The organism is Sphaerisporangium sp. NPDC049003, assembly GCF_043197795.1.
Lineage (GTDB): Bacteria > Actinomycetota > Actinomycetes > Streptosporangiales > Streptosporangiaceae > Sphaerisporangium.
Window position 1 is genome coordinate 141,224 of record NZ_JBICTU010000022.1, and the last position, 25,375, is coordinate 166,598.

The 25,375-nt window shown below is 67.2% G+C and carries 26 protein-coding genes; 11 read left to right on the plus strand and 15 right to left on the minus strand.

Annotated elements, in window-relative coordinates:
- Positions 1 to 259: 259 nt before the first annotated feature.
- Both ACGFIV_RS24245 and ACGFIV_RS24250 read left to right on the plus strand, forming a co-directional pair.
- Positions 260 to 1,552 (plus strand): hypothetical protein, encoded by a 1,293-nt coding sequence (locus ACGFIV_RS24245; protein WP_358552667.1) that lies wholly within the window; start codon positions 260 to 262, stop codon positions 1,550 to 1,552.
- 57 nt (positions 1,553 to 1,609) lie between these two features.
- Positions 1,610 to 2,602: a restriction endonuclease gene (locus ACGFIV_RS24250; RefSeq protein WP_358552669.1), complete on the plus strand. Its 993-nt coding sequence runs from the start codon at positions 1,610 to 1,612 to the stop codon at positions 2,600 to 2,602.
- An 83-nt stretch (positions 2,603 to 2,685) separates the two neighbouring features.
- Here the strand turns inward: ACGFIV_RS24250 and ACGFIV_RS24255 are convergent, their stop codons facing one another.
- From ACGFIV_RS24255 to ACGFIV_RS24265, 3 genes are all read right to left on the minus strand, one after another.
- Entirely contained in the window at positions 2,686 to 4,503 is a 1,818-nt protein-coding gene (locus tag ACGFIV_RS24255) for an IS481 family transposase (protein WP_392837806.1), read from the minus strand.
- 1,133 nt (positions 4,504 to 5,636) lie between these two features.
- Positions 5,637 to 6,062 (minus strand): PIN domain-containing protein, encoded by a 426-nt coding sequence (locus ACGFIV_RS24260; RefSeq protein ID WP_358552671.1) that lies wholly within the window; start codon positions 6,060 to 6,062, stop codon positions 5,637 to 5,639.
- Positions 6,059 to 6,304 (minus strand): hypothetical protein, encoded by a 246-nt coding sequence (locus ACGFIV_RS24265; protein WP_358552672.1) that lies wholly within the window; start codon positions 6,302 to 6,304, stop codon positions 6,059 to 6,061. The genes ACGFIV_RS24260 and ACGFIV_RS24265 overlap by 4 nt, the downstream gene beginning before the upstream one ends.
- Positions 6,305 to 6,891: 587 nt before the next feature.
- Here ACGFIV_RS24265 and ACGFIV_RS24270 point away from each other — a divergent pair.
- Positions 6,892 to 7,302: a VOC family protein gene (locus ACGFIV_RS24270; protein ID WP_392837777.1), complete on the plus strand. Its 411-nt coding sequence runs from the start codon at positions 6,892 to 6,894 to the stop codon at positions 7,300 to 7,302.
- A 229-nt stretch (positions 7,303 to 7,531) separates the two neighbouring features.
- On the opposite strand, the gene ACGFIV_RS24275 is transcribed toward ACGFIV_RS24270, so the two are convergent.
- Positions 7,532 to 7,912, minus strand: a complete 381-nt coding sequence (locus ACGFIV_RS24275; RefSeq protein ID WP_358552674.1) for a hypothetical protein — start codon at positions 7,910 to 7,912, stop codon at positions 7,532 to 7,534.
- A 211-nt stretch (positions 7,913 to 8,123) separates the two neighbouring features.
- On the opposite strand from ACGFIV_RS24275, the gene ACGFIV_RS24280 reads away from it, so the two are divergent.
- Together ACGFIV_RS24280 and ACGFIV_RS24285 are read left to right on the plus strand one after the other, a co-directional pair.
- On the plus strand, positions 8,124 to 8,276 hold the full coding sequence (locus ACGFIV_RS24280; RefSeq protein WP_358552676.1) for a hypothetical protein: 153 nt from the start codon (positions 8,124 to 8,126) through the stop codon (positions 8,274 to 8,276).
- 9 nt (positions 8,277 to 8,285) lie between these two features.
- Positions 8,286 to 8,642: a hypothetical protein gene (locus tag ACGFIV_RS24285; protein ID WP_358552678.1), complete on the plus strand. Its 357-nt coding sequence runs from the start codon at positions 8,286 to 8,288 to the stop codon at positions 8,640 to 8,642.
- 103 nt (positions 8,643 to 8,745) lie between these two features.
- On the opposite strand, the gene ACGFIV_RS24290 is transcribed toward ACGFIV_RS24285, so the two are convergent.
- On the minus strand, positions 8,746 to 9,120 hold the full coding sequence (locus ACGFIV_RS24290; RefSeq protein ID WP_358552680.1) for a hypothetical protein: 375 nt from the start codon (positions 9,118 to 9,120) through the stop codon (positions 8,746 to 8,748).
- A 480-nt stretch (positions 9,121 to 9,600) separates the two neighbouring features.
- Between ACGFIV_RS24290 and ACGFIV_RS24295 the strand changes: the two genes are divergently transcribed.
- Positions 9,601 to 10,020 carry a hypothetical protein gene (locus ACGFIV_RS24295; protein WP_392837781.1) on the plus strand — a complete coding sequence of 140 codons (420 nt, stop codon included), beginning with the start codon at positions 9,601 to 9,603 and terminating at the stop codon, positions 10,018 to 10,020.
- A gap of 106 nt (positions 10,021 to 10,126) precedes the next feature.
- Here ACGFIV_RS24295 and ACGFIV_RS24300 read toward each other — a convergent pair whose 3' ends face one another.
- A complete protein-coding gene (locus ACGFIV_RS24300) occupies positions 10,127 to 11,380 on the minus strand; it encodes a hypothetical protein (RefSeq protein ID WP_358552684.1) in 1,254 nt (417 codons plus the stop codon).
- 191 nt (positions 11,381 to 11,571) lie between these two features.
- Here ACGFIV_RS24300 and ACGFIV_RS24305 point away from each other — a divergent pair, with 191 nt between their 5' ends.
- A complete protein-coding gene (locus ACGFIV_RS24305) occupies positions 11,572 to 12,078 on the plus strand; it encodes a hypothetical protein (protein WP_392837783.1) in 507 nt (168 codons plus the stop codon).
- A gap of 94 nt (positions 12,079 to 12,172) precedes the next feature.
- Complete coding sequence (locus ACGFIV_RS24310) at positions 12,173 to 12,604, plus strand: PPOX class F420-dependent oxidoreductase (protein WP_358552688.1); 432 nt, start codon at positions 12,173 to 12,175, stop codon at positions 12,602 to 12,604.
- Positions 12,605 to 12,691: 87 nt separating this feature from the next.
- Here the strand turns inward: ACGFIV_RS24310 and ACGFIV_RS24315 are convergent, their stop codons facing one another.
- The 5 genes from ACGFIV_RS24315 to ACGFIV_RS24335 are packed head-to-tail and all read right to left on the minus strand — an operon-like array spanning position 12,692 to position 17,312.
- Positions 12,692 to 13,468 (minus strand): ABC transporter ATP-binding protein, encoded by a 777-nt coding sequence (locus ACGFIV_RS24315; protein ID WP_358552690.1) that lies wholly within the window; start codon positions 13,466 to 13,468, stop codon positions 12,692 to 12,694.
- Positions 13,453 to 14,493 carry an iron chelate uptake ABC transporter family permease subunit gene (locus tag ACGFIV_RS24320; RefSeq protein ID WP_358552692.1) on the minus strand — a complete coding sequence of 347 codons (1,041 nt, stop codon included), beginning with the start codon at positions 14,491 to 14,493 and terminating at the stop codon, positions 13,453 to 13,455. Before ACGFIV_RS24320 ends, ACGFIV_RS24315 begins: the two co-directional genes overlap by 16 nt.
- Positions 14,490 to 15,479 (minus strand): iron chelate uptake ABC transporter family permease subunit, encoded by a 990-nt coding sequence (locus ACGFIV_RS24325; RefSeq protein WP_358552694.1) that lies wholly within the window; start codon positions 15,477 to 15,479, stop codon positions 14,490 to 14,492. Before ACGFIV_RS24325 ends, ACGFIV_RS24320 begins: the two co-directional genes overlap by 4 nt.
- Entirely contained in the window at positions 15,469 to 16,278 is an 810-nt protein-coding gene (locus ACGFIV_RS24330) for a siderophore-interacting protein (protein ID WP_358552696.1), read from the minus strand. Before ACGFIV_RS24330 ends, ACGFIV_RS24325 begins: the two co-directional genes overlap by 11 nt.
- Positions 16,279 to 16,280: 2 nt before the next feature.
- Complete coding sequence (locus ACGFIV_RS24335) at positions 16,281 to 17,312, minus strand: ABC transporter substrate-binding protein (RefSeq protein ID WP_392837787.1); 1,032 nt, start codon at positions 17,310 to 17,312, stop codon at positions 16,281 to 16,283.
- A gap of 130 nt (positions 17,313 to 17,442) precedes the next feature.
- Between ACGFIV_RS24335 and ACGFIV_RS24340 the strand changes: the two genes are divergently transcribed.
- Together ACGFIV_RS24340 and ACGFIV_RS24345 are read left to right on the plus strand one after the other, a co-directional pair.
- Complete coding sequence (locus ACGFIV_RS24340) at positions 17,443 to 18,249, plus strand: AraC family transcriptional regulator (RefSeq protein ID WP_358552700.1); 807 nt, start codon at positions 17,443 to 17,445, stop codon at positions 18,247 to 18,249.
- Between the two features lie 304 nt (positions 18,250 to 18,553).
- On the plus strand, positions 18,554 to 19,780 hold the full coding sequence (locus ACGFIV_RS24345; RefSeq protein WP_358552702.1) for a family 16 glycosylhydrolase: 1,227 nt from the start codon (positions 18,554 to 18,556) through the stop codon (positions 19,778 to 19,780).
- Positions 19,781 to 19,861: 81 nt separating this feature from the next.
- Here ACGFIV_RS24345 and ACGFIV_RS24350 read toward each other — a convergent pair whose 3' ends face one another.
- Together ACGFIV_RS24350 and ACGFIV_RS24355 are read right to left on the minus strand one after the other, a co-directional pair.
- On the minus strand, positions 19,862 to 21,403 hold the full coding sequence (locus ACGFIV_RS24350) for a multicopper oxidase family protein (RefSeq protein WP_358552704.1): 1,542 nt from the start codon (positions 21,401 to 21,403) through the stop codon (positions 19,862 to 19,864).
- 11 nt (positions 21,404 to 21,414) lie between these two features.
- Positions 21,415 to 21,885 carry a hypothetical protein gene (locus ACGFIV_RS24355; protein WP_358552706.1) on the minus strand — a complete coding sequence of 157 codons (471 nt, stop codon included), beginning with the start codon at positions 21,883 to 21,885 and terminating at the stop codon, positions 21,415 to 21,417.
- A gap of 536 nt (positions 21,886 to 22,421) precedes the next feature.
- On the opposite strand from ACGFIV_RS24355, the gene ACGFIV_RS24360 reads away from it, so the two are divergent.
- Positions 22,422 to 23,357, plus strand: a complete 936-nt coding sequence (locus tag ACGFIV_RS24360) for a PLP-dependent cysteine synthase family protein (RefSeq protein WP_392837791.1) — start codon at positions 22,422 to 22,424, stop codon at positions 23,355 to 23,357.
- A 77-nt stretch (positions 23,358 to 23,434) separates the two neighbouring features.
- On the opposite strand, the gene ACGFIV_RS24365 is transcribed toward ACGFIV_RS24360, so the two are convergent.
- Positions 23,435 to 24,103, minus strand: a complete 669-nt coding sequence (locus ACGFIV_RS24365) for a DNA methyltransferase (protein ID WP_358558854.1) — start codon at positions 24,101 to 24,103, stop codon at positions 23,435 to 23,437.
- Between the two features lie 4 nt (positions 24,104 to 24,107).
- Positions 24,108 to 25,367, minus strand: coding sequence for an MFS transporter (locus ACGFIV_RS24370; protein WP_358558852.1), 1,260 nt, complete (start codon positions 25,365 to 25,367; stop codon positions 24,108 to 24,110).
- Between the last annotated feature and the right edge of the window lie 8 nt (positions 25,368 to 25,375).

Below are 25,375 nucleotides of genomic sequence, written 5' to 3' on the forward strand. Positions count from 1 at the left end.
GAGGAGCCCCCGCCGGGAGTCACACAGCTTCTTGCCACGCCCCCGGCATAAGGAACAGGGGACTGTGTCGCTGGTCTCGACTGGCCGGGTCACCGATGCCATCTCCTTGGTTGAGCCCGCGCTCCCTACGCCGGAAGGCGGTCTGACGTACCGTGGTTGCCTGACGGCAAGACAAACAGCGAACCGATCAATGCGGGACCCCCAACCCAGTCCCCTTTTTCGTCCCTCGTGCCCCCCCGAACGGGAGGATTGCCCGGAGATGGCCGACACCATCCCAAACGTTCAATTGCGTGCCTGGCGTAACAAAGCCCGACTCACCCGCGCCGAACTGGCAGCGCGCATCAACGCCACCCCCACCGGCATCAAAGACGGCCTGAACTGCGACGAGGAACGCATCAGGCGATGGGAGGCCGGCGAAGTCTCCTGGCCACACTCCCCCTACCGCCTCGCCCTCACCCAGGCCACCGGCCTCCAGGTCGAAGATCTGGGCTTCTCCCCCACCAAGCGCCGCAACGGCAGCCGCCTCATCGAAGCCCAGATCATCCCCACCGACGCCCTCCGCGCCGAAGCCGACCTGTACGGCACCATGGAACTCGCCCAACAGCTCCAGGCATCCGACGTCGGCCCCGGCACCCTCGAAGCACTCGCCGAGGCCGTAGAACTCCTCTGCCGCGCCTATCCGGTCGTATCCGCTGCCACCTTGCGCGACCGCACCCAAAAGCGTCTCGCCCAGGTAACCCGCCTGCTCTCCGGCCGGCTCACCCTCGCCCAGCACCGCGAACTCCTCGTCATCACCGGCTGGCTAACCGCCCTACTCGGCTGCATCCACTACGACCTCGGCGAACGCGAAGAAGCAGAAACCTCCCGCCGCGCCGCCTACGAAATGGGCCACCAGGTAGGCCACGGCGAACTCATGGGATGGGCACACGAGATGTCCGCCTGGTTCGCCCTGGTCGAAGGCCGCTACGAAGACGTCGTCACCTCAGCACGCAAAGGCCAGGACGCCGCCGGCCTCAGCAACGCCATGGTCCAACTCACCCTGCAAGAGGCCCGCGGACTGGCCCGCATGGGAGACCGCCGCGAAGCCGACAAGGCCCTATCTCGCGGAGCCGACATCCTCGCCAAACTCCCGCCGCCCGAACACCCCGACAACCACTTCGTGTTCGACCATGCCAAATGGATGTTCTACGCCGCCACCGCCTACACCTGGCTAGGCGACAACGACCGCGCCGAAGAACACGCCCTAGAAACCATCCAAATCCACACCCGCCCCGACGGCACCCACAATGCCCCCATGCGCGTAGCCGACGCCCACATAGACCTCGGCATCATCCACGCCCGCCGAGGCAACCTCGACACCGCCGTCCACCAAGGCCTCACCGCATTCGACATCGAACGCAAATCCTTAACGGATCTAGTGAATCGCGCCGGCGACCTCGACCGCGTCCTACGCCAAACCTACCGCCGTGAAGCCCTCGCCGCAGAGTTCCACGAGCGCTATATCACTGCCCGGCAGGCGTTAACCACACGCAGACCAGAACTCTTGGAATAGACCAGAATCAAACCGAAGAATCAGGAACCTATTCGCCGAGCTTTGATGGGGGGACCAATGCAACCAAGCGCTAGTTGGCATGATTTCGAACAATTAGTTGCATTGATACTACAAAAGACACTTGAAGGATATTCGATTGAGGCGCCTACATCAAGGGCGGATGCAGGGATAGACTTTATTGCAAGAAAAGGCAACGACACCATACTCTTTGAAGTGAAAGCCACAGCGCCGCACACCGGAAGGCGACTTCGAGATGCGGTCGAGCAACTAAAGCGATACGAAGCAAGCTTTCGAGAAAAGTACCCCAACAATCCCCCACCGAAGCTGACACTAGCAGTTCCGACAGCACTGACTCCAGAACACATTGACTTCCTCACCGCACACAATGTACAGGTCATGGATGGCGCAGAAATTGCCAGACAAGCTTCTCTGCATGGCTTACAAAATGAAGCGGTTCGAATTCTAGGCAATCTCGCACCCGATCCACAATCTCAAGCAATCACGAGGCGGCTAGCCAATCTGCATGTAACCGAGCGACTCCTAAAAGGGCTTGCGGATACTACGTGCGGAAACAAGGAGTGGGCGATATACCAGAAATTATGCAGAGACATTATGGAGTACCTATTTAGCCCTCCCCTTGAACGCCCTATAACGGAACATCCCACGCAAGTTAAGAGCAATCGTCGAGATTTCATAATGCCCAACTATTGCCTGGACGGCTACTTTGCCTATCTTCGTGCAATATACCAGGCTCACCTCATAGTATTCGACGCAAAGAATAGTTGCAAAGGAGTCAATAAATCGGACGTCCTGCAGGTGTCGAATTACATGTCCAAGAAAGGGTTGGGGCTTTTTGGGGTTATAATTGGCAGAAAAGGTCCCAACAGAGGCGCTAGCTACGCCAGGCTGGACCATTGGAAAGAACAGGAAAAGATGATTCTATTTCTTGAAGACGACGATCTCCGCGAAATGATACGACTAAAGATAGCCGGCCAGGATCCAGTTAACCTGATCGTGCAGAAGATCGAAGATTTCCGGCTTTCGATCTAAAAGCGGCTGCCTATATGCACTCCTGGCGTGTCGTGACCCACTTGATACTTGACGCTTTGGCTTCGGATGATGCTTGACACGGCCTAGACGATCTTTCTCCGCTTAGTATGGTCGGCCGATTTGATTCGGGATACTTCCTGGGTGGTGGTTCGGGTCACCACCTTGAGGGTTTCCACCTCGTCGTGGATGGCGATATGGCTGTCATCGACGGTCACGGTGACGACCTTCCGGGCGTGTACCCGGCCGAGGTTGATCTTCTGGCCGACGACCATGATGCCGCCCTTGATGCTGACCACCCGTTGGACGGTGACCGGCCCGGTCGGGGGTTTCGGGGGTGGACCGGCGGTTCGTGCGCCGCGCAGCCTGCCGCACTCGGTGATCGGCAGCGGGCAGCGGACCGTCCGCAGCAGGGTGCGTTCGCCGTCGAGGACCTGCGCGGTGATGCCGTCCATCCGGATGGTGACGCGTTGCCCGGCCAGGGTGGTGCCGATGCACAGGGCGTAGTTGGCCAGGCTGACCGTGCCGGCCGTGCTGACCAACCGGTCGATCTCGACGGCCGGGTAGCCCGCATCCAGCGCCGGGATCGGTGCGGGACCAGCCGGCCGGGCATCAGCGGTGGCCGGCAGCGTGGTCAGGTCACGAGAGGTAAGCCGGGACGGCACGGTCTTGAGCCGGTCACCGCAGGCGGTGAGTACGTGCAGGTGGGCGGTACTGATCCACAGGGTGATGGACATTCCGGCGCGGTCGGGGCCGAGCCAGACCTGCTGTCCGGCGACCGACAGGTTTCCCGAGTCGGGCACGATCCTGTCCACCTCGACAGCCTCCACCGAGGCCGGCAGCGGCGTCCGTTCCACCAGGGCAGGCACCTGACCGGCGGCAGAGTCCGGCTCAGGTGCGATCGTCACCGATGACGCCTGGCCATCGAGCGCGGCTAGGCCGGCGGGCAGCCGCAACGCCAACTGCGCCTCCAGCTGCTGGTACTGGTCGTGATCTGCCCGGGGCGCGGTGAACCGGTCGACGGGGAAGGCCATGTCCAGGGCCTGGTGCGGCCGGGCGGTGTTGTAGCGGGTCACGAACTCGTCCACCGCCGCCTGAGCGTGCTGGATCGAGACGAACGGCGCCGCCTGGTCCAGCAGTTCACGCCGCACGGTCTGATGGAACCGCTCGATCTTCCCGGTCGTAGTCGGGGTGCGGGGCTGGGTGTTGCGCGCGGTGATGCCGTTCTCCCGGCAGATCCGCTCGAACAACGTCTCACCCGCCCGAGGGCCGCCGAACCGGCAGGTGAACTGCTTACCGTTGTCAGTGAGCACCTCCTGCGGGACTCCGAAGGTCTGCATCGCCGAGGCGAACGCCGCGCACACCGCCCGGCCGGTCGCCCGCACCACCACAGAAGCGATCACACAGAACCGGGCGTGATCGTCGATCCCGGTGATCAGCTTGCACTCGGTCCCGTCGGCCAAGAACACCCCGCCCATGATGTCCATCTGCCACAGCTGCATCGGACCCGGCCGCTCCCACCGCACGAACTCCGAGCGTTTCCGCTTGCGCGCCATCGGATCGATCAGCCCGTTACGCACCAACGCCCGATACACGCTGGAGCGCGACGGCAGCGGCTCCACCCCACGCCGGCCCAGCTCCCACACCAACGTCCGCGGCCCCCACTTGGGATGCGCCCGCCGCAGCTCACAGATCAACACCTCGATCTGCGCCGGAGTCTGCATCGGATGCGACCTCACTCGATGCGAGCGATCCGCCAACGCCCCCAGCCCGCCCTCGCGATAGCGGCGCATCCAGGTATGCACCGACTGCCGCGACACCCCATATCGAAATGCGACCTCGGTGACCGGCGCACCCGCCAGGACTTCCATCACCGCGTGATACCGCTGCTCCACGACGCTCAACTCCACCAGCGCCATCCAAGCCTCCCCCGAAGCGCCGATAACGCAACGAGAAAGCCCAGAAGACGATCAAGGTGTCAAGCATCAAGCGAGGCCAGCGTGTCAATCATCAAGCGAGACAGGACATATGCACTCCTGGCGGAACTGCCGAATCGCGCTTATAAGAGTCAAGGCGGCGGCGCGGCGCGCCGCCGTACCCGGCCCTCTACCGCACGCCGCCCGGGCGTGCGGCGTGGGCGCCGGTCCCGGCCGGCGGCGCCCCGGGCCGTAGCCTCACCGCGCGCCCGCCGCGACCGATGCACTCGCCGACCCCAGCGACACGCCGCCGCCCATCGCCTCCCCATCCGGATGCCCCGATCGATGTCAGGGGCGCTCAGGTCATCGGTAACTACCAGAGATCGTCGAGGTCACCGATCCTCTTTTGGAGCACGCGAGCGTCCTTCTTGGGCAGGATGTGAACCACGGCGTCCAAGAGCGCGCGAAGCTCAGCAGGGTCAGGACAGCACAGCATCTCTCCGCAGGATTGCGCCGGATCGAAAAGCCGATGCCAGGGGTCTCGTAAGAACAGCGACCAAGCGCGTAACGCCTCTTCCGCCGCACCGGGCCAGTAGCGCTTGTACTCCAGACGAGCAACTGCGATACGCCCTCGGTACGACAAGCCCGGGATTTCGGGAACTCTCGTGGCGGTTGTTCGTGAGCGCCACGGACCATCAGCGCGAATCTGCGCTGGACGCCTACGCGCCATGGCCCTTTCGTGTGATCGACATAGCGTCATCCTTCCACAGGCTGAACTTCAGGCAAGATGCCCCTGAGTGGTGCCCCCCTCACGATCGCCTAGCGGTGGCTGACCTCCGTAGGGGGCTGGGGGCGATCGACGGTCCGGGGTCTCGTTCCTCAACCCCGGCCCACCGAGCACCAGAGCGACGAAGGTGCAGACGTTTCTGATGCCCCTCGCGTGCCCGTTGCGTGCCCGTCAGGAGGGTAATCAAGGGGGACTCACGGGGAATCACGGGTACTCGAAGCGCTCACCCGCAGTTCAGCGTCTTCCCAGCTCAGCGACCATGCGCGATAGAGACTTCCCAAGCTGACAGCGCGGGTTCGATTCCCGTCACCCGCTCCACGCGTATTTGACCAGGTCAGCGAAGCACTTCCGGTAGAAGCGTGAACGCTGGCACATGTCGAGGGCGGATCAGCGTGAAGTCACGCCGGTCCAGCGTCGCAATCTGAGTGACATTTAGTCGTTCCGCGATGGCAACCAGGGACACGTCAGCGGGGTCCAGTCGAGCGTCTCGGTAGGCGCGGACAAGTTCTGCCATTCTCCGCACATCGGCTGGCACCAGGTCGACTAGTTCAAACTCCTCGGTCGCCAGATCAAGAAACTCCGCATGCACGCGAGGTCCCATGTGCCTGTTAATGGTCCATCCGGCCTCGATCAAGATGGTCGAAGGCAGCAGGAGCGGCCCCTCCAACTCTTCAAGGAGACGCACGCATGAGGCATGGTGCTTGTCATCTCGATCGACGACAGCGATCAAAGGGCCTGTGTCCAAGAGCGTGGCAGTCACGTTGACCGATTGAACCGCTCCGCCAGCAGATCTTCGACCCGTTCGGACAGATCCCCTTCACCGGAGGCACCGATCCCAGCGATCGACAACCGCCGACGCCGAACCGGCTCAGACGATTCCTCCTCCGCCACCTCAGCCAAGTCAGGATCTGTCTTCACCAAACGCAGGAGACGACGCGCCTGGTCCGGCGACAGCCGGTCCACCAGGTGATGAAGCTCCTCATGCGCATGCCCAGCGCTCATGGCCGAGAGTCTACGCAAACGATTCTGCTTGCGTCAGTGACACGCCCTCTGGTCGGCTGCGCTGTCACTTCGTCGGCAGGAAGCTCTGCACCGAGGTCCGCGCCGTACCAGTCCGCGTGACGGGTGCAAGGGCATGGGCTGATCCTCGGGCCATTAGCGGGCCATTAACCAGGGTGACGAGGGGTCAACCGCGGTCACTCAGGACCGGCCTGGGGCCCAGGTCAGCGGCCCTACGCGCGGTGATCGATGTACTTCCCAAGCTGACAGCGCGGGTTCGATTCCCGTCGCCCGCTCCACACCTAAGGCCCAGGCCGGGGAACAATCCCCAACCAAGGCCTTGATCGTTTCTGGAGTCTAATCGATCTTCCGTGCAATCAACGTGCAATCAGCCCACGGACACGAGCACACCCGCCGGCCCGGCATCGTCCTCCTCGCCACCAAGCCTCACCCACCGAACAAGGACGCGCGGTCGCCGGTCCCGCCACCGCGTCCACACAGAGGACAGCTCGGGTGAGGCTCCCGTAGCCGCCCGGTTCCCGCCATCGTGGCCAAGGGTTGTGTCAAGGACCTTGTGACAAGATCGCAGGATGCTGCGACTCACCGATTTCATCATCGACTGCCCGGACACGATGAAGCTGGCGGCCTTCTACTCTCAGGTGACGGGCCGCCCGATCAAGGAAGGCAGCCACGAGAACTGGGCCGGCATCCAGTTCGGCGAGGTCGAGCTGGCCTTCATCCAGGTGGACGACTACCGCGCTCCGCAGTGGCCCGACGGCGAGCACCCCAAGCAGTTCCACCTCGACTTCGAGGTGGACGAGATCGAGTCCGAGCAGCGCCGCGTCCTCGATCTCGGCGCGACGCTGCAGCAGGACTTCATTGGCCCCAACGGCTACGGCTGGCGGGTCTACACCGACCCGATCGGCCACCCCTTCTGTCTGTGCCGCAACAAGGGCGTCATCTGGACCGACCAGGGCCCGATCTGGCCCAAGCGCGACTAGGCCTATCTCAAAGCCATATGCCCTACTGCGCGACGACTCTGAGACAGGCCCTAGCCATGGGTCAGCCACCACACCCGTACAGGTCGCGCACGAAGATCAGCGGCCGCTTCCCAAGCTGACAGCGCGGGTTCGATTCCCGTCACCCGCTCCACACCTAAGGCCCGGGTCGGGGAACCATCCCCAACCCGGGCCTTGATCATTTCTAGGACCTATTCGATCTTCCGTGCAATCAGCCCAGGTACACGAGCACACCCGCCGCCCCGTCGTCCTCCTCCTCACCCTCTCCCGTGATCTGCTTGTCGATCGCGTCAGTTGTGGGCTCCGCAGGGTTGAGTGATGCACCAGCTGATCCGGGCCGCGGCTTGATCGTGGGTGTGGTGACCGGCGAGCCTGAGGATGAAGGTCGACAACAACCGCTGCGCTCGTACGACGTCGTCGGCCAGCCCGGCGTCCCTGAGTGCGGCGTAGGGACCTCGCGCGGGAGCCGCGCCGCCGGGGTGACGGCCGGGCGGCGGAATAGAAGGGGGAACAGGTCGTCGCCATCGGGGTGACGTCGAGCTGCTCGGCGACCGCGCAGCATGCCCGCCTTGGCCCCCTTGGGCTGACTCATGCGGGCGATCGCGTGGCCGGGACATCCCAGTGATTCGCAAGTTGATCTCAGACGCCGCTCCCTAACGTCATCGCTGACTCTCGCACCCCAAGGCAGCACGACATAGAGCGGAACAAGGCTCGGCGCGCCGACGAAGGCAATTCCGGGCAGGTGAGCGACGGCGGAAGGGAAGTTCTTGACGAGGCCCAAGAACGGTCAGAGGACCGCCGCCATGCGGATCAGTAAATGCCTGCGGGATGGATCGACCAGCCTCGACCTGTCACAGCTCAGCCTGGACACGGTGCACGAATCCATCGGCGACCTCGCCCACCTGACCAAGCTCAACCTGCGCGACAACCAACCGAATCGGGGCGTGTCCTTCTAAGCTGCCGAAGTGATCGAGTTGGCTTCGAGAGAGCGAACGCAGCCGCCGCCTCCTCAAGTCGTGTGGGAGAGCCTGGCCAACCCTCGGCGGCCCGGTGGACGCCAGTGGCTGAATCTGCGATCCGATGAGGTCGAGCCTCGCATCCTGCAGGCGGTGGATCCAGAGCTCGTGGTCTGGTCGTCGTTGTGGCCGGACAGGCCCGACGATGAGATCCGGTTCGACATCCGGCCGACCCGGGGCGAAAGCTCACTACGTTGGACACTGCTGACGCCTGGAGAAGCCCCAGAACAGGCCGTGATCGACGATCTGCGTCACCGGCTCAACTTCCTGATCAATGCTCAGCTCCGATTCTCCTTCGGGCAGTAGAGGCTCTCAGCGGTCGCGTATCGCGACGATGCACATAATCGGCCACGTCCCGCGTCCATTCATCGCATCTAGGCCGATTTAGGAGTCATCACACTTTCCAGGATCAGTAGCACCGGAGATCCCAGCCGGGGTCTTGGTAGGGCTCTTGTATCTCGACGACGATCAAGTGCTGTCCGTCGAAAGTCAGGGGAAAGGGTGGATTCTTGGAAGGCGTCCAGACGACGACGGGGCCGAAGGCCGCTTTGTAGTGCTCCACGATCTCGTTCACCGACAACTTGGTGCTCAGGTTGAACCTCAGACGGTAGTCGCAGTGGTTGCTGTTACCTCGCAGGGCCACCGACGACTGCACCTCGTCATCTGCGAACTCGGTCTCCGGAGGAAGGGGGTGGCTCAGGAACTCGTCAGCAATAGCGTTCAGGTGGTGATCGTGGATCCATACCGGTCCCATGAAGATTAGGGAGAGGAGAAGAACTGGCATGAACCCAAAGCACGATCGCCGCACGGTGAATCGACGGGCCCCTCCGTAATCGAGAGCGAAGAGAATCGTCTTGTAACCTGCCAGGCGAAGCAGTCTCCACGGCTGCATCCTCTCGCAGACAAGGTGACGATCTGCATCTTCTCGTGCCCACTAGTTCTCCGTAAGACCTGAGTCCACAGGTTCTTCGCCCGCCCCGTCGTCGGCTCTGCCCGGCCGATCGCCGAATGGATCGACCGCCCGCCTGCTGACCTGCTGCCCGCGGTCAGTCCGTCGGCTTGTCCATGAAGACCTCGCATCCCGACGGTGCCGCCCGCACGGAAGACCTGCCCAAACATCCTAGATCTTTGAAGTTACTCTTTTGTCGATATTCGGCCACTGGACAGCCTGAAAGCCCACCAAAATAATCACCTCAAAGTGATATCCGTCGAAGAGAGGGTGAGAAATTGGTGGCACGTTTCACGGGTCCTGACGATCGCTATGGTGACGGTCGCCGCGCTCGTGATGCCGGTGGCCCCGGCACACGCCACGTACGGGTCCGACCTGACGGTGAGCATCGAGGTTTGGGGGCAAGGCGTCAAGCTGTCCGGGGCGTACGGGACGATCGCGTTCGACGACGGCAACGCCAAGTACCGCTACTCGATCGCGATGTGCCAGTATTCCGGCTACACCCGGCCCAATCTCTTCGCATCCGTCAACGGCGGCGCGCGAACCATGGTGGCCTCGGGTGGCCCCTCGGTGACGATCCCGCAGTGCCCGTACACGGCCTACCTTGCCAGTGGCGAGGTGACGCCCGGCGGCACCGTCGGCAACGTGACGCTCACTGTGGACGGGGTGCGTTACAACCCCCCGTCCGGCACCTACCACACTAATTACGCGGTCTACGACAACCCGTTCAACTGAGGGTTCCTCGCACTTCAGCGCCGAAGGCCCCGCGCGAGATCGGCGGGGCCTTCGGCGTCCCCGGTCGCGGGCGCTGTCGCGCATCGACTGGAGACAGAAGGAGATATCAGGAGATGGTGAGCGTGCCGTTGGTGTTACGGGCGCAGGTGACGATCGTGCGGGGCACGGCGGTTAGGGCGCCGGTCAGGCACTGGCCGAGGACGGCGTGGCCCGCGGCGTTGGGGTGCCACGACTCCTGGCAGGTCTGGAAGTAGGTGACGCAGGTGTTGGCCAATCGCTGGATGCCGATCTTGTCCCAGCCTGACAGGCTGGTGATGGGCGTGCCGGACGGCCCGTCCTGCACCCGGAGCGGCGTGGCGAGCGTGCCCGTCGGGCTGCCGGGATTCTCGCAGAGGCGGGCCCCGTCGAAGGCGCTTTGGACGTCCAGCACGCGCAGGTCGGCCGTTGGACGCTCGGACGCCAGCGTGGTGTAGGCGTTCTTGACCAGGGAGCCGAGGTTCTGGGAGAACACGTGCCCGGGGGCGAGGCTCGCGCGGTGGATCGGGCAGCCGGCGGCGTACCGCTCGGCGCCGAGGGCGCGGAACTTGTCGCGGGTGTCAGTGCGGCCGTCCTCGTCCCAGTACTGCGGGGCGACGTCGAGCGGCAGCGGGTTGGTATACGTCTGCAGGACTACCTGGTGGACACCGTCGGCGTCGATCTGGTCGAGGGTGTCGAGGATCTGGCGCAGTGCGGCGGTGGTCTCGGTGGTGGCGGCGGCGACCTCGGCGGGGCTGGCCAGGTCCGAGACGGTGCAGGGCTCCTGCGGCACGGGGCCGCCCAGGTAGGCCCAGAACTCCCACCAGCCCGTCCAGGCGTCGGCGATGAAGCGGTTGGCACACAGCGAGGCCACGTCGCCGAAGGTGAACTGGGTGTTGTTGGAGCCGAGGCCGATGAGGACGACGTCGATGTCGTGGGTCTGGGCGACGGCACGAAGCTGGTCGAGTTGCGAGGCGACGGAGCGGCCACCGGCGCGGGCGCTGGAGGCGTTGGCGATGTCGGCGGGCTGGCCACCGGAGCACGCGAGGTTGAAGCGGTCCTGGATGCCGGGGAGTGTCGCCTTGAACAACGAGGCGTTCGCCGACCGGTGACAGAAGTAGGCGTTGCTGTTGGCCGCCGACCAGCCGGGGAAGGCCCGTGCCGTCCCGGAGGCGTCGACGACGGGCTGGTAGTCCCCTGCGCCCTCCCCGCTGATGAAGCTGTCGCCGAGCGCGACGGCGGCGGTGGGCAGGACCGCCTGCGCCGCTTCGCCCTGGACGACCTGGATGCCGACGGCCCCTACCAGAAGCGCGGCTATCGCGGCGGCATGCCGGAGAATCCTCACAACTCCCTCATTTCGTACTAAACAAGCATGAAATAACGGATATTCAGATCACAACACGCCGCACCAATAGCGTCAAGATCTCCATGAGTCCCAGCCGCTTCACCTAAGAGATCGCATCTCGCCCTGATCGTCAAGCATGCGTTTGCTCGCTAAGCCGGCGCCGAAACGACGGAATGTGTCACGATCGCCGGGTGATGGCAGGGTTGCGGGTTCTGGCGATCGTGGCCGGACTGGGGCTGGCGCTGACCGGACCGGGGATGACGGAGGGCCGCGGGGTGCTGGACGGATTCGTGATCGGGCACGTACCCGGCGACGTGGCCACGAGCACGTCGGATTTCGAGTACGAGCCGGAGGACGGCGTCCGCTTCACCTCACGGGTCTGGGAACGGGAGACAGACGACGGCGGGCATGCGGTCGACCTGATGATCATCGTCATGCGCGCCGGCCGTTTCACCGCGCTCGACGGCCTACGCGACTTCATGTCGGCGTACCACGAGCGCGCTCCGGCCTCGTGGACGAATGTCCAGATCGGCGCCCGGCCTGGCCTCAAGGCTGCCGGGCAGGTGTTCTGGCTGGTGGAGCCGGGCGTCGCGGTGTCCGTCACGATCGACACCGCGCGATTCGGCGACGGCGAGCTGATGGCCGTGGCCGAGGGCGTCCGCGAGCAGCGAGGCGCTGGTGAGGCCGGCCGGAGGTGATTCACGGGTGTTCACGGTCAGGTGCGATCACGATCGGCGGTCGGCCCCGCGCGGCCAGGAATAGCCGGCCTCCGGTCGCCACGTTGTACCTGGCATGACCGCCACATCGTTCAACCCGCGCACGCTGCTCGCGGAAAGCCGGCTCGGTGTCCTCGCGACGATCAAGTCGGACGGCCGCCCCCAGCTCTCCCCCGTCATGCCCTTCTACGACCAGGAGGCCGATGTCATCTACGTTTCGATGACCGAGGGGCGGGCCAAGACGGCGAATCTGCGTCGGGACCCACGAGCCACGCTGGAGGTGACCAGCCCCGACGGCTGGGCATGGGCCACCGCCGAGGGCACCGCGACACTCACCGGCCCGGGAACCGACCCGCACGGTCCCGAGGTCGAGGCACTGGTGGACTATTACCGCAACGCCTCCGGGGAGCACCCGGACTGGGACGAGTACCGGTCGGTGATGGTGTCCGACCGCAGGGTGCTCATGGCGATGACGGTCGACCACGTGTACGGCGCCAAGATCGGCTGACAGGAGTTCCGAAGAACCTTCGTACGCCCGGGTCCACGTCGGCGAGGGACGGAGGTGGCCGGTGACCGGATCGGCGAACTCCATGGGTCATGGTGTCGGCACCACCATGGGGGTGCCGGTCACCGGGTCGGGGACGACGATGCTCGGCAGGTCGAAGACCTCCCGCACGAGCGTCGCGTCCACGATGTCGGCGGGCGCGCCCTCCGCGGCCACTCCGCCGTCCTTCATCGCCACCAGATGGTCCGCGTACCGGCACGCCTGGTTGATGTCGTGCAGGACCGCGATCACCGTGCGTCCCTCGTCCCGCAGTCTCGCGAGCAGATTGAGCAGTTGGTACTGGTGCGTGATGTCGAGAAAGGTGGTGGGCTCGTCGAGCAGCAGGTACGGCGTCTCCTGGGCCAGCACCATCGCGATCCACACTCGTTGCCTTTGGCCGCCGGACAGTTCGGCGACAGGCCGCTCGGAGAGGTCGGCGACTCCGGCCGCCGCCATGGCGGTGGCCACGGCGCGTTCGTCCTCCGGCGACCAGGTGGCCAGCAACGACTGGTGCGGGTAACGGCCACGGGCGACCAGCCGCTTCACCATGACGTTCTCCGGGGGGACGAGTCCCTGAGGCAGGAAGGCGACCTCCCGGGCGATCGCCTTCGGCCGGTAGCCGGCCACGTCGCGGCCGTCGAAGCTCACCATCCCGGCCGTGGGCTTGAGCAGCCGGACGAACGCGCGCAGGAGCGTCGACTTGCCGCACCCGTTGGCGCCGACGACGGCGGTGAACGCGCCGTCCGGGATGTCGAGGTTCACCCGCGTCGCCACCACCCGGTCACCGTAGGCGAGGGTGATGTCCCTGGCGGTCAGCCGCGCTGCCACGGTCGCCTCATTTCCCTGAAGAGCAGCCAGATGAGATAGGAACCGCCGATCGCGGTCGTCACGACGCCGACCGGCAACGCGACAGGGGCGAGCAGCAGTTGCGCGATGAGGTCGGCGGCCAGCAGAAGCACCGCGCCGGTCAGGGCCGCGGGCAGCAGCGGCACGCCGGCCAGGCCGGCCGTACCGGCCAGCCTGCCGCCGATCTGCGGCGCGGCGAGCGCGATGAACACGATCGGCCCCGCGACCGCCGTCACCGTGGCGGTACAGCCGACGCCGGCCAGCACGAGCAGCACCCGCAGCCGGTTCAGGTCGACGCCGGAGGTGACCGCGAGTTCGTCGTCGAGCACCGCCTGCCGCATCGCGTACGACAGCGTGGCCAGCAGCAGCGCGAGCACGCCGATGATGAGGAACGCCGGGCGCACCTGGACCCATTCGACGCCGTTCAGCGATCCCGCGCTCCATCCGGTCGCCGTGATCGCCACGTCCATCTCGGCCCTCAGCACGATCCACGAGTTGACCGCGGTCAAGATGGCGTTCACCGCGATCCCGATGACGACCAGCCGCAGGCCGCTGAGCCCGGAGTCGAGCGACAGGAAGTAGACGACGGCCGCGGCGAGCAGCCCGCCGAGTACCGAGCCGAGCGTGAGCTGCACCGCCGTGCCACCGACCACGGTGATCGCGACCAGCACGCCGGTGTACGCGCCCGCGTCGAGGCCGATGACGTCCGGGCTGCCGAGCGGGTTACGGGTGAGGTTCTGGAAGACCGCCCCGGCCAGGCCGAGCGCGGCGCCGAAGACCAGCGCGGAGGCGACCCTCGGCGCGCGCCACTCCCGCACCACCAACGCCGAGTCGCCGTGACCGGCGAGCGCGGCCAGCACGTCCTGCGGAGAGGTCCAGGTGCCCCCGTGGCACAGGCCTACCAGCGCGAGCGGTAGCGCGACGGCGATCAGGGTCAGCGACACCGTGACGATACGCCGCTCGATCCTCGCCGAGAATCGTCCGGCGCGCAGCACCAGAGTGGTCACAGGGTCACCGCCCCGTAACGCCGTACCGCCCAGATCAGGACCGGGCCGCCGAGGAACGCGGTGACGACCGCCACAGGAACCTCACCGGTCGGCAGCAGCACGCGCGCCGCGACGTCGGAGGCGAGCAGCAGGATCGGGCCGAGCAGGATCGTGTACACCATCAGCCACGGAATCGACCCGGCGGCCGGTCGGCGGGCCAGGTGCGGCACGATGAGCCCCACGAAGGCGATCGGTCCTGCGACCGCGGTGGCGACCCCGGCGAGTACGGTGACCAGCACCAGTACGGCCGCTCTGGTCCGTGCCACCCGGCCGCCGAGCACCTGGGCGATCTGCTCGCCGAGGACCAGGGCGTTCAGCGGCCGGGTCACCGCCATGGCGCCGGCGAGCGCGATGATGATCAGCAGCAGCGGGGCGGTCAGGGGCATCCGCTCGTGACCGGCGAGCGCCCCGGCCGACCAGAACCGAAACCGGTCGAAGACGTCGGGAAGCATCAGCCGCATGCCGAGCGAGACGCCCGCCAGCACCGACGAGAGCGCGACCCCGGCGAGGACCAGCCGCAGCGGGGAGGTCCGGCCGACCGTGTACACCAGCAGGGCCGCGAGCACCGCTCCGGCGGCCGCGAACAGCAGTTGAGCGGCCTGCGTCTCCGCGAGGCGCAGTGCTCCGGCCATGGTGATGGCGAAGGCCGCGCCGGCGGTCACCCCGAGGACGCCGGGTTCGGCCAGCGGGTTGCGGGTCAGCGTCTGGATCAGCGTGCCGGACGCGCCGAGCGCCGCGCCGACACAGATGCCGAGGACGGTACGCGGGACACGGACATCCCAGATGATCAGCTGATCGTCGGTGCCGGCGTGGCCGGCGAGGGCACGCCAGATCTCCACCGGCGCGATGGTGCGCGCCCCGACGCTCACGCTGGCGCACGCGGCGACCAGCAGCAGCAGGACGCACAGAACCAGGTAGGCGGTCTTCTTCGGCAGGTCACTCCTCAAGCCCGGCAACTCCGCGCTTCCAGTAGCCGGTGATCAGCGAGTCGAGCCGTCCGTCACTCCACTCGCGCAGTGGTTTGACGGCATCCTTCTCACCGGCGGCGAACAGGAAGGTCCGCGCTTCGGGCAGGGGCAGCGTCCGTACCGTGGCGGCGAGCCGGGAGTGCGTGCCTTCGCGGACCAGCCGGGTCACCTCCACCCCGTCGCGCCGCGCGAGGGGGTAGGCCTGCTCGGCCTCGTCATCTGTCTCGATCACGACCTGGGCGGACACCTCGGCCGGAGACTCCGCCAGCCAGCGTGCCACCGCCGGGAGGCTGGTGGAGTCGGCCGCGAACACGTAGTGCCGGTAGTTGTGCGGGAACGCCTTGGCCCCGGGGGGACCGGCGATGGCGACCTGGTCGCCCACCGCGGCGGTCGTGGCCCAGGTCGAGGCGACGCCTCCGGCGTGCAGGACGAAGTCCAGGTCGAGCTCGCCGGCGTCGGCGTCGAACCGCCGTACGGTGTACTTCCGTGTCGTGGGCAGCGGCCTGGGCCAGTCCAGCGTCAGTTCCTCGTTGGCGACCGGGACGCGACGGGTGCCGTCCGGGTCGGGAAGTACGATCTTGATGTGGTCGTCGGCCTGGTAGGTGTGGAACCCCTCCAGTTCCGGGCCCCCGAGGGTGAGCCGCAGCATCCGCGGGGTCACGTACTGCCGTGCGAGGACCGAGACGGCGCGGATCCCGATCGGGTAGCCGATGCGAGCGATGCCGCTGCCCGTGCCGTGATGGCGGGCGACGCGCTGCCGTGGGTTCCGCCGGTCCATGCTCATCGGTCCCGCAGCGGCGCGAGCGCCCGGTCGATCGCGTCCAGGGTCGTGAGCGCCGAGCCGTACGTCGCCGCCTCCGTGTATCGCAGCGGGAAGACGTTGCCTGCCTTGACCGCGGGCAGGTTCTTCCACAGCTTGGAGTCCAGCACGTACTGCACCGCCTCGCTCACCGAGCCGTCGGGGTCCACCGTGTACGAGATGGCGTCGGCCTCGCCGAGGCTTTCCGGAAGTTCCTCGATCGAGGGGTACTCGGTGACGTCGAGCGCGCCCCCGCCCTTCTTCTTGACCTCGCCGTAGTAGGTCACGCCGATGTCCTGGGCGATGTTGGTCCCCCACGAACCGGCGAACTCGCGGTGGAACGTCCCCTTGGCGACCTCACCATAGGCGCCGACGTGGCCGAACTTCAGGCCGTTCAGAGCGGACCTGTACTTGTCCGCGAGCTCCGCCGCCTTCTTCTCGTACGCGGACTTGGCGGCGTCGAAGCGGTCGAGGCGGCCCGCGGCGTCGGCCTGCCGCCGGGACTGCTCGCGCCAGCCTGACGGGGTGGTCGGGCCGATCGCCACGACGGGGGCGATGGACTTCAGCCGGTCCAGGTTGATCTCGGCGAGCACCGGCTTCGGCACGCCGATGACGATCAGGTCCGGCTTGGCGGCGGCGATGGCCTCGTAGTTGGTCTCGGCCGCCGTCTCTCCCGCGATCTTGGGCAGGTTGTCGTACGTGGCGCGCTGCTCCGCGGTCATCAGCGGCAGACCGCGCTGCCAGCTGGAGACACCGGCCAGGGCTGCGCCCGTCTCGATCAGCACCGGTACCGCGTACCCGGTGGCGACGACCCTCTTGGGAGAGGCCGGGATCGTGACGTCGCCGTTGTCGGCGGTGAACACCCGGGTCCCCGCCGCGCCGGCCTCCGTTCCACCGGACGCGGCAGACCCGGTGGAAGCTGTCGAACCTGTCGGACCTGTGGAACCACAGGCCACCAGGCCGAACGAGAGAACCAGCGCACCGGCCAGGCGCCAGGGCCGTCGAGAAGACATGAACGTGATCCTTCGCAATAAATCAAGACAAAAGGGCTGCCGAGTACGGCAGCGTCTAGTTAGGTTAGCCTTGCCAAACATGGCTCTGGTGTCGCACAGAGGCCACTCGATAGCGATAGGAGGTCACTCTGTGACGCTTTCGCACCCTTCCAGGACGGATCCGGTGTCGTGCGAGGAGTACGGCTACGGCCTCGGCAGGCCCGACGGCATCCTGGTGCTCAAGTACCGCTCGGCGGCCGTGCTCGAATTCGGGCAGAGCCGGGAGGACTTCCTGCACCAGCTCTACTGGTCCCCCGACGGCCTGCTCTCCACCAGGCACGGCGCCGACGCCCGGTTCATCGGCTCGCGCGAGGCTTTCTGGGCGCACCGCGCGGTGAGCCACGAGGTGTACGCCGCTGACCGGCAGACGGTGTACCGGATCTGTCTGCGCGAGGTGCCGTCCGCGCTCACCGGGCTCCGGGCCGGGGCTGTCTTCATCGACGAGGAGGCCGCGCGGCTCGTCTTGGAGATCGCCCGCCACGATCAGGACGAGGACGAGGCGCTCGCCGCCCGCCGCCGCATCATGGCCGGGCTCGGCGCGGCCACCGGCGAGTCCGCGGGCCGCCACGCCAACGGAACCGGTTTCGCGATGCAGGTCGCCCGTGCGCTGTCACACGATCCCGGCGACCCGCTCCGCCTGGACGAATGGGCCGAACGCCTGCACATCAGCATCAAGACCCTGCAACGCGACTTCGACCGCGAATTCGGCATGTCGTATTCGGAGTGGCGTACCGGGTTGCGGCTGCGCGCGGCACGGGCCCTGCTGGAGACCTGCCCGGTGGCCGAGGTCGCCCGGCGAGTCGGCTACGCCACACCGTCCGCCTTCATCGCCGCCTTCACCAGACAGTACGGCTGCACCCCCGGCCGCTACGCGCTTCGCCGGCCTGGCTCCGCCTGACGGCCATGACGCGGTGCCCGACCTCTGACAAGCCGCTCGACCCGTCGCCCCCGGCCGGAGGCGTCCGGCAGGCACGCGGGGTCGCCACATCGACGGCGGGCCTGATCCAAGGCGGCGACACCCAGAAATATTAAGGAAACCTTCCTATTGACAACGGAGGTGACGCCGGTGTTACATCCTCTTAATTTAAGCCGTGAAGGTACTTCCGGGCAGGACGGGACACGTCGGCGTGCGGCCCCCCGCACGCCGTGCCGGCGTGGGCCGGAAGCCCGTTCCCGGCAAGGACCACAGACCGGAGGTCTCCATGCGCAAACCCCGGCTCCTCCTCATGGCCGCGGCCGTGGTCGTCACCCTGACCAGTGGCCTGGTCTCCGTCACGAGCAATGACCGGGCCGAAGCCGCCATCGGCCCCGTCACCTGGTCCGACGAGTTCAACGGCGCCGCAGGGACGTCCATCGACGGTTCAAAGTGGAAGTTCGACACAGGTGGCAGCGGCTGGGGCAACAACGAGTTGCAGTACTACACCAACTCGACCCGCAACGTGTACCAGGACGGGCAGGGCCACCTCGCCATCACCGCCCGCAAGGAGAACCCGTCCAACCTGCAGTGCCACTACGGCACCTGCCAGTACACCTCCGGCCGCATCCTGACCGCGGACAAGTTCAGCCAGGCGTACGGCCGCTTCGAGGCCAGCATCAAGATTCCCAAGGGTCAGGGCATCTGGCCGGCGTTCTGGATGCTCGGCGGCAACAACTGGCCGGCCACCGGCGAGATCGACATCATGGAGAACGTCGGCAACACGCCGAACACCGTCTACGGCACCGTGCACGGCCCCGGCTACTCCGGCGGCAGCGGCGTCGGCGGCAACCGCACGATCGGCGCGCCGCTCGGCGACGGCTTCCACAGCTACCGGGTCGACTGGTCTCCCAACCTCATCATCTGGTACCTGGACGGCTCGGAGTACTTCCGCGTCACGCCGGCCAACATCCGCGGCAACCAGTGGGTCTTCGACCACCCGTTCTTCATGATCCTCAACGTGGCCGTCGGCGGATACTGGCCGGGCAACCCGGACGCCAGCACCTCGTTCCCGCAGACGATGCTGGTCGACTACGTCCGCGTCTCGGCGTGGACCAACGACGGGCCCGGGACCGGCAACGCGCTGAAGTCCAACCTGAACGGTCGCTGCATCGACATCCCCTCCGCCAACCCCGCCGACGCCGCCCGCCTGCAGATGTACGACTGCAACGGCACCGCCGCCCAGCAGTGGTCGATCAACACTGACGGCACCATCCGCGCGATGGGCAAGTGCATGGACGCCGCGGCGGCCGGCACCGCCAACGGCACGCCGATCCAGCTCTACACGTGCAACGGCACCGGCGCCCAGCGCTTCACGCTCACCGCGGCCGGCGACCTGGTGAACACGACCGCCAACCGCTGCGTCGACATCGTCGATCGCAACACCGCGAACGGCGCGCTCCTCCAACTGTGGGACTGCGGCGGCGCGTCCAACCAGAAGTGGACCCGCGCCTGACCCCTCGACCGACGCGAAAGGCCGGCAGCCCGTGCTGCCGGCCTTTCGCGGCATCGGCGGTCAAGACGCACAGATCGGGACTCACTCCGGCTCGTTGCCCGCCGGCCCGCCCACGGTGAACGACGTGGTGACTCCCTCGTACATCAGATGGGCGACGAGCCCTTCGGTCGCGTGCGGCAGGTTGTGACAGTGGTCCATCCAGATGCCGGGGTTGTCGGCGACGAAGGCGATGTCGTACGACTCGCCGTTGCCGACCTCCAGCGAGTCCACCCACCACGGGCTTCCCGTCGCGGCCACGCCGTCGCGGCTCAGCACCACGGCGTGGTGGCCGTGCAGGTGCATGGGGTGCGTCTCGCCGCTGTGGTTGGAGATGCGCATGCGCACCACGTCACCCTCGGCGACGACGAACATCGGCACGTCCGGGAACATATGGCCGTTGATGGTCCACCAGATCCCGGGACGCCCGTCGAGGAAGCCGGGACGGCGCCCTATCTCGTACACGAACCGCCGATCCGGTCTGTCCGGGTCGAGCCCGATCGGCGCCGGTGCGCCATAGGAGAGCATGTTCAGCGTCGTCGCGGGCCGGGGGACGGCTGGCGCGTCGTACGATCGCGAACCGAGCACGACGCCGGTCGGGCCACCGATGTGGACCCGCACCGGTGAGCCGTCCTCGGGCATGGTCACCTCGATGTCGGCACGGCCTCCCGCGGTCACGAGCACGGCGGTGTCGCGTACGGGAGCGGGCCCGTTCAGGTCGGTCCCGTCAAGGGCGACAAGCCGGAACGGCGCACCGCCGACCCACACCGGCGTCTGGCCGTTCTCGGTGTTGATCACCCGTACACGTACCCGATCACCGGGGCGCGCCTCGGCACGATCGTCGCCCTCCCGCCCGTTGACGGTGCGGGCCCCGTCGTACAGGTGCAGCAGCGCCACCACGTCGACGGTGCCGGCGGGCGGCCGCGGTGCCGGGGCCACCACCAGAGCGCCGAGCAGACCCCGGCGAACCTGCTCGTGGGACACCTGGTGGGAGTGGTACCAGAACGTGCCCGCCTGGTCGGCGACGAAGCGGTAGGTGAACGACTGGCCCACGCCGACCGCGTCCTGGGTCACGCCGGCGACCCCGTCCACGGCGTTGGGCACGTCGACGCCGTGCCAGTGCAGCGTCATGCCGTCAGGAACCGACTCGTTGACCAGCCTGACCTGCACCAACTGTCCGACGGTCGCGCGGATGACCGGGCCGGGCGACGTGCCGTTCAGCGTGTACCCATCGACGAAGCGGCCCGTGGGCAGCTTGAACCGCTGCCTGCGTGCGATCAGGGTGACCGCGACGTCCGCCTTGCGGGCCGGATCGGCGGTGAAGGAGGCGACGCCGCGCCCTGACGCGGCGTGCCCCGGCGAGCTCGCCCCCGAGTGAGCTCCATGTCCCGAAGATCCGCCCCCCGAACCGGCCGCGTGGGCCGGGCGGCCGCCCCCGTAATCCTCGTACCCCATGTCCATCACGGAGTACGCCTCCGGCATCAGACTGCCCTGCCAGAGCCACGTCAGCGGACCGAGTATGGCGATGGTCGCGACGCCCGCGACGGCGAGGCGTATGCGTCCGCCGTCTCGGCGAGTCCCCTTCATACGGCGTGCCGTCAGCCGACGGTCCCGATACGCGATTCCGGCCGGACCCGCGCGCTCACACCCGTACCGCGGCCGCGGCTCGCGGCGTAGACGGCCGCGCCGAACAGCAGCAGCGCGTTGAGGCCGTGCAGGGCGCCCAGGGCGGGGATGTCGTGGGCGACGACGCCCAGGGAGACCTGGACCACGACGAGCAGGAGTACCAGGCCGGCCGCCTTCACCGCTCCCGGGACCTTCGTGAAGAACGAGGAGATCAGAAGGAGCACCGCGATCAACGGGATGACCATCGTCCCGTTGATGCCATGGATCACAAAGCCGACGATCTCAGGGAACGCCGAGGCGTCGCTCTCGATGACCGCTTTGTCGAGCACGCCGCCCTGCTCGACCCACTTTTTCAGTCCGGCGTCGGCGAAGACCACCGCCATCGCCTGCACGGCGACCTCGACCGCGACGAGGTAGGCCAGGACCTTGTAAACCGGTTTCATGAAGTTCTCCCCATCCGGGAACTGAGGAGCCCTCTTGCGTTACGGGGCATGCGATCTCCTCGTGCGTCGGGCAGCGTCCGTCTCCGCACGCTGATTACTTTGCACAGGTGAAGGTAGGAAATCCGGCTTGGGAAAGACTTGTCGGCGAATGGGAAGGCGCTGCCCGCGGTGACGCCTGGCCGCGCCGCGCCCGCATTGTCACCCGGGCATCGGCCGGCGCGGCGGGGTGGCATCGCCACCCACGCATCGCTTTCGGCCGCCGCATGAACGATTCGGGCGGGCAAAGAGAGCACGCCAGAGGATGTGCCGGCGGTACGGGCGAAATACCGTTGTGCGACCTCGCCCACCGGTAGAGCACCCGTGATCCGCGGCTCGAACGCGGTCAGGCGCCGGACCTGGTCTTCGGCCCCGCCGAACCGAGCCGCGCCGGGCCGCGCCGCACCGCCTGAGCGCCCTCGAACCAGTCACAACCAGAAGACCGGCTCCCCGCGGTCCCTACGGCATCGGGAAGACGGCCCCCGCACAGAGGAGTCTGGATGCTACCCCTGATCGGCAGCGACGTCGCGACCAAGATTGACGATCTCATAGGCAACACCCCCTTGCTCCGCCTCGCCCTTGACGGCCTGCCTTCGGCCACCACCCTGCTCGCCAAGCTGGAGTCGGCGAACCCGCTGTCGAGCATCAAGGACCGGGTGGCCCTGCGCATGATCGAGGAGGCCGAGGCGTCCGGCGCGCTGACACCCGGCGCGACCGTCATCGAGTCGACCTCGGGCAACACCGGCATCGCCCTGGCCGCGCTGGCGGTCAGCCGGGGTTACCCGTGCATCGTGGTCATGCCGGACAACGCGTCGCGGGAACGCCTGCTGACCCTGCGCATGCTGGGCGCCCAGGTGGAGTTCACCGACCACGTCCTCGGGTTCCAGGGATGCGTCGATCGGGCGGAGGAACTGCACGCCGCCGCCCCCGGGTCCTGGTACGCCTGCCAGCACGAGAACACCGCCAACATCATGGCCCACTACGCGACCACCGGCCCGGAGATCTGGGAGGCCACCGGCGGCGACGTCGACGTGCTGGTGTGCGGGGTCGGGACCGGCGGCACCCTCACCGGGACCGGCCGTTACCTGCGCGAACGCAACCCCGGGCTGCGCATCGTCGCGGTGGAGCCGGAGGGATCGCCCCTGCTGTCCGGCGGCCCCCCTGGACCGCACCGGATTCCCGGCCTCAACGGCGGCTTCATCAGCCCGGTCACCGACGTCAGCATCATCGACGACGTCGTCGCCGTGTCGGACGCCGACGCGGCCGACATGACCCGGGCCATCGCCGCCACCACCGGCTTGCTGGTCGGGGTCTCCTCGGGAGCGGCCGCGTACGGCTGCGTGGAGCTCGCCCGCCGCCGTGACCTGTCGGGACAGACGGTCGTGACGATCTTCCCGGACACCGGTGAGCGCTACCTCAGCTGGTGGCCGGCCTGATCGGTCGCGAGGAACCGCGAACGCGCCGGGCGGTCGCCGGAGGCTCTTCCCTCCGGCGACCGCCCGGCGTGACGCCGTTATTTCGTGGCCACCAGCAGGTACTCGTGCGAGCGGTTGGTCACCATCGGGTCGTCGTCGCTGACCGGCCGGTCGTAGCAGTGGATCCGCTCGTCCCCGAGGGTCAGATGCCGGCCGAGCACCCGGGCGACGTCCCAGGCCAGCGGCACGAACGCGCCCGCCAGCCGGCGGTTCTGCACGGCCAGCACCGCCCGCGCGCCGGGGCGCATGACCCTCGCCACGGCGGTGAAGGCCTCGTCGATCGCGCTCAGGTACTGCTCGTAGTCCCGCAGCGCGTAGAACTGACCGTCCACGGTGGAGTCCGTGTCCAGGTTCGTACCGAAGTACGGCAGGTCCGCCAGGACGAAGTCCACCGACTCCTCCGGCAACGGCGGGGTACGGGCGTCCGCGCACAGCATCGTCTGACCCGGATAGTCCTTCAGGCGCTGACGTGCCTGCTCCGCGCGCTCGGGTGAGACTTCCAGGCCGATTCCCTTCCGGGACTCGACCGCGCACGCGACCAGCGTGGTCCCCCAGCCGGCGAACGGGTCGAGCACGACGTCACCCGGCCGGCTCATCTCCACGATCAGCGGCCGTAACTGGCTCACCCAGCCACACTGGCCGGCGGCCTCCGGCAGCGTGTACGCGGGGTCCTCCCCCTGCAGGACATGCCAACTTGATCTGCCCATCAGTTCACGACAACCTTTCGATCGAATTTTCCGGCTCCCGGGCCGACGCGTCCAAGGCCGGCTCTTCCCGGGGCGCCGGCACGGCCGGGACGTACGGATGGACGGCCTCGACGGGAAGCCGGGGTTCCAGGCGGAGCAACGTGAGGGCCGAGCACGCGACGCCTCCCGCGAGCACGAGCCACATGGAGGTCACCGACAGGCTCAGCAGCGTGGTCAGCACGGCCGGAGCCAGCGCGATCGGAATGGCCCAGGAGAACTGGTAGACCGCCATGTACCTGCCGCGGGTCTCCTCCGGAGCCGCGCTCGACACCAGCGCGGACAGCGGCGCGCCGTGCAGCATCTCCCCCAGCGTGAACAGCGCCGTCGCGGCGAAGACCCCGATCAGCTGCACCTGCGCGGGGACCCCGGCCAGAATGGCGAACGCCACGAACGACACCGAGAACATGGCGGCGCCGAACGCGGCGGTGCGGGTGCGCCGGTACCGGATCAGCCGCCGCGTCACCGGGATCTGCAACAGCGCGATGCCGACGGTGTTGACCGCGTACAGCACGCCGACCAGCGACGCGGACACGCCCAGGTCCTGGGTGACGTACACGGGCAGCGCCACCGACAGCACCATGTAGCCGAAGGCGGTCGGCACGTTCTGCAGCGTCAGCACCAGGAACGTGCGGTCGCGCAGGATGAGCCGGTATCCCCCCTTCCTGGGGGCGCTCGTGTCCGTCCGGACGTTCACACGGGGGACCGGGATCGTACGGAAGATCAGCGCGGCGGCGACGAACGCGACCGCGCTGACGACGACGATCCCCTGGTAGGCGGCGTCGCTGCCCAGTCCGAGCGCGGCGCCGGCGATGAGGCCGCCCGCGCCGAGGCCGGCGTTGCGCAGGCTGCGCTGAGCGGCGAGCAGTTTGTCGCGGTCCGCGCCCTGCGTGATCGCGGCGACGAGCGACTGGATCGACGGCGGGTACGAGCCGTCGCCGAGCGCCACCAGCGCCACCGCGAGGAACATCGCCACCGGCGACTCCACCAGCGGGTAGGTCGCGAATCCCACGGCGCGCACCACGTAGCCGCCCACGACGACGGCCCGCGCGCCGAACCGGTCGACGAGCACGCCCGCGACCGGGTTGCTGACCAGGCTGAGCAGCGCCGCCGCGGTCATGATGACGCCGACCCGTTCGATCGGCATCCCGGTGACGTGGTGGAAGAACAGCAGGGACAGGGGCAGGAACATGCCGCTGCCGGTGGCGTCGATCACCATGCCGGCCATGTAACGCA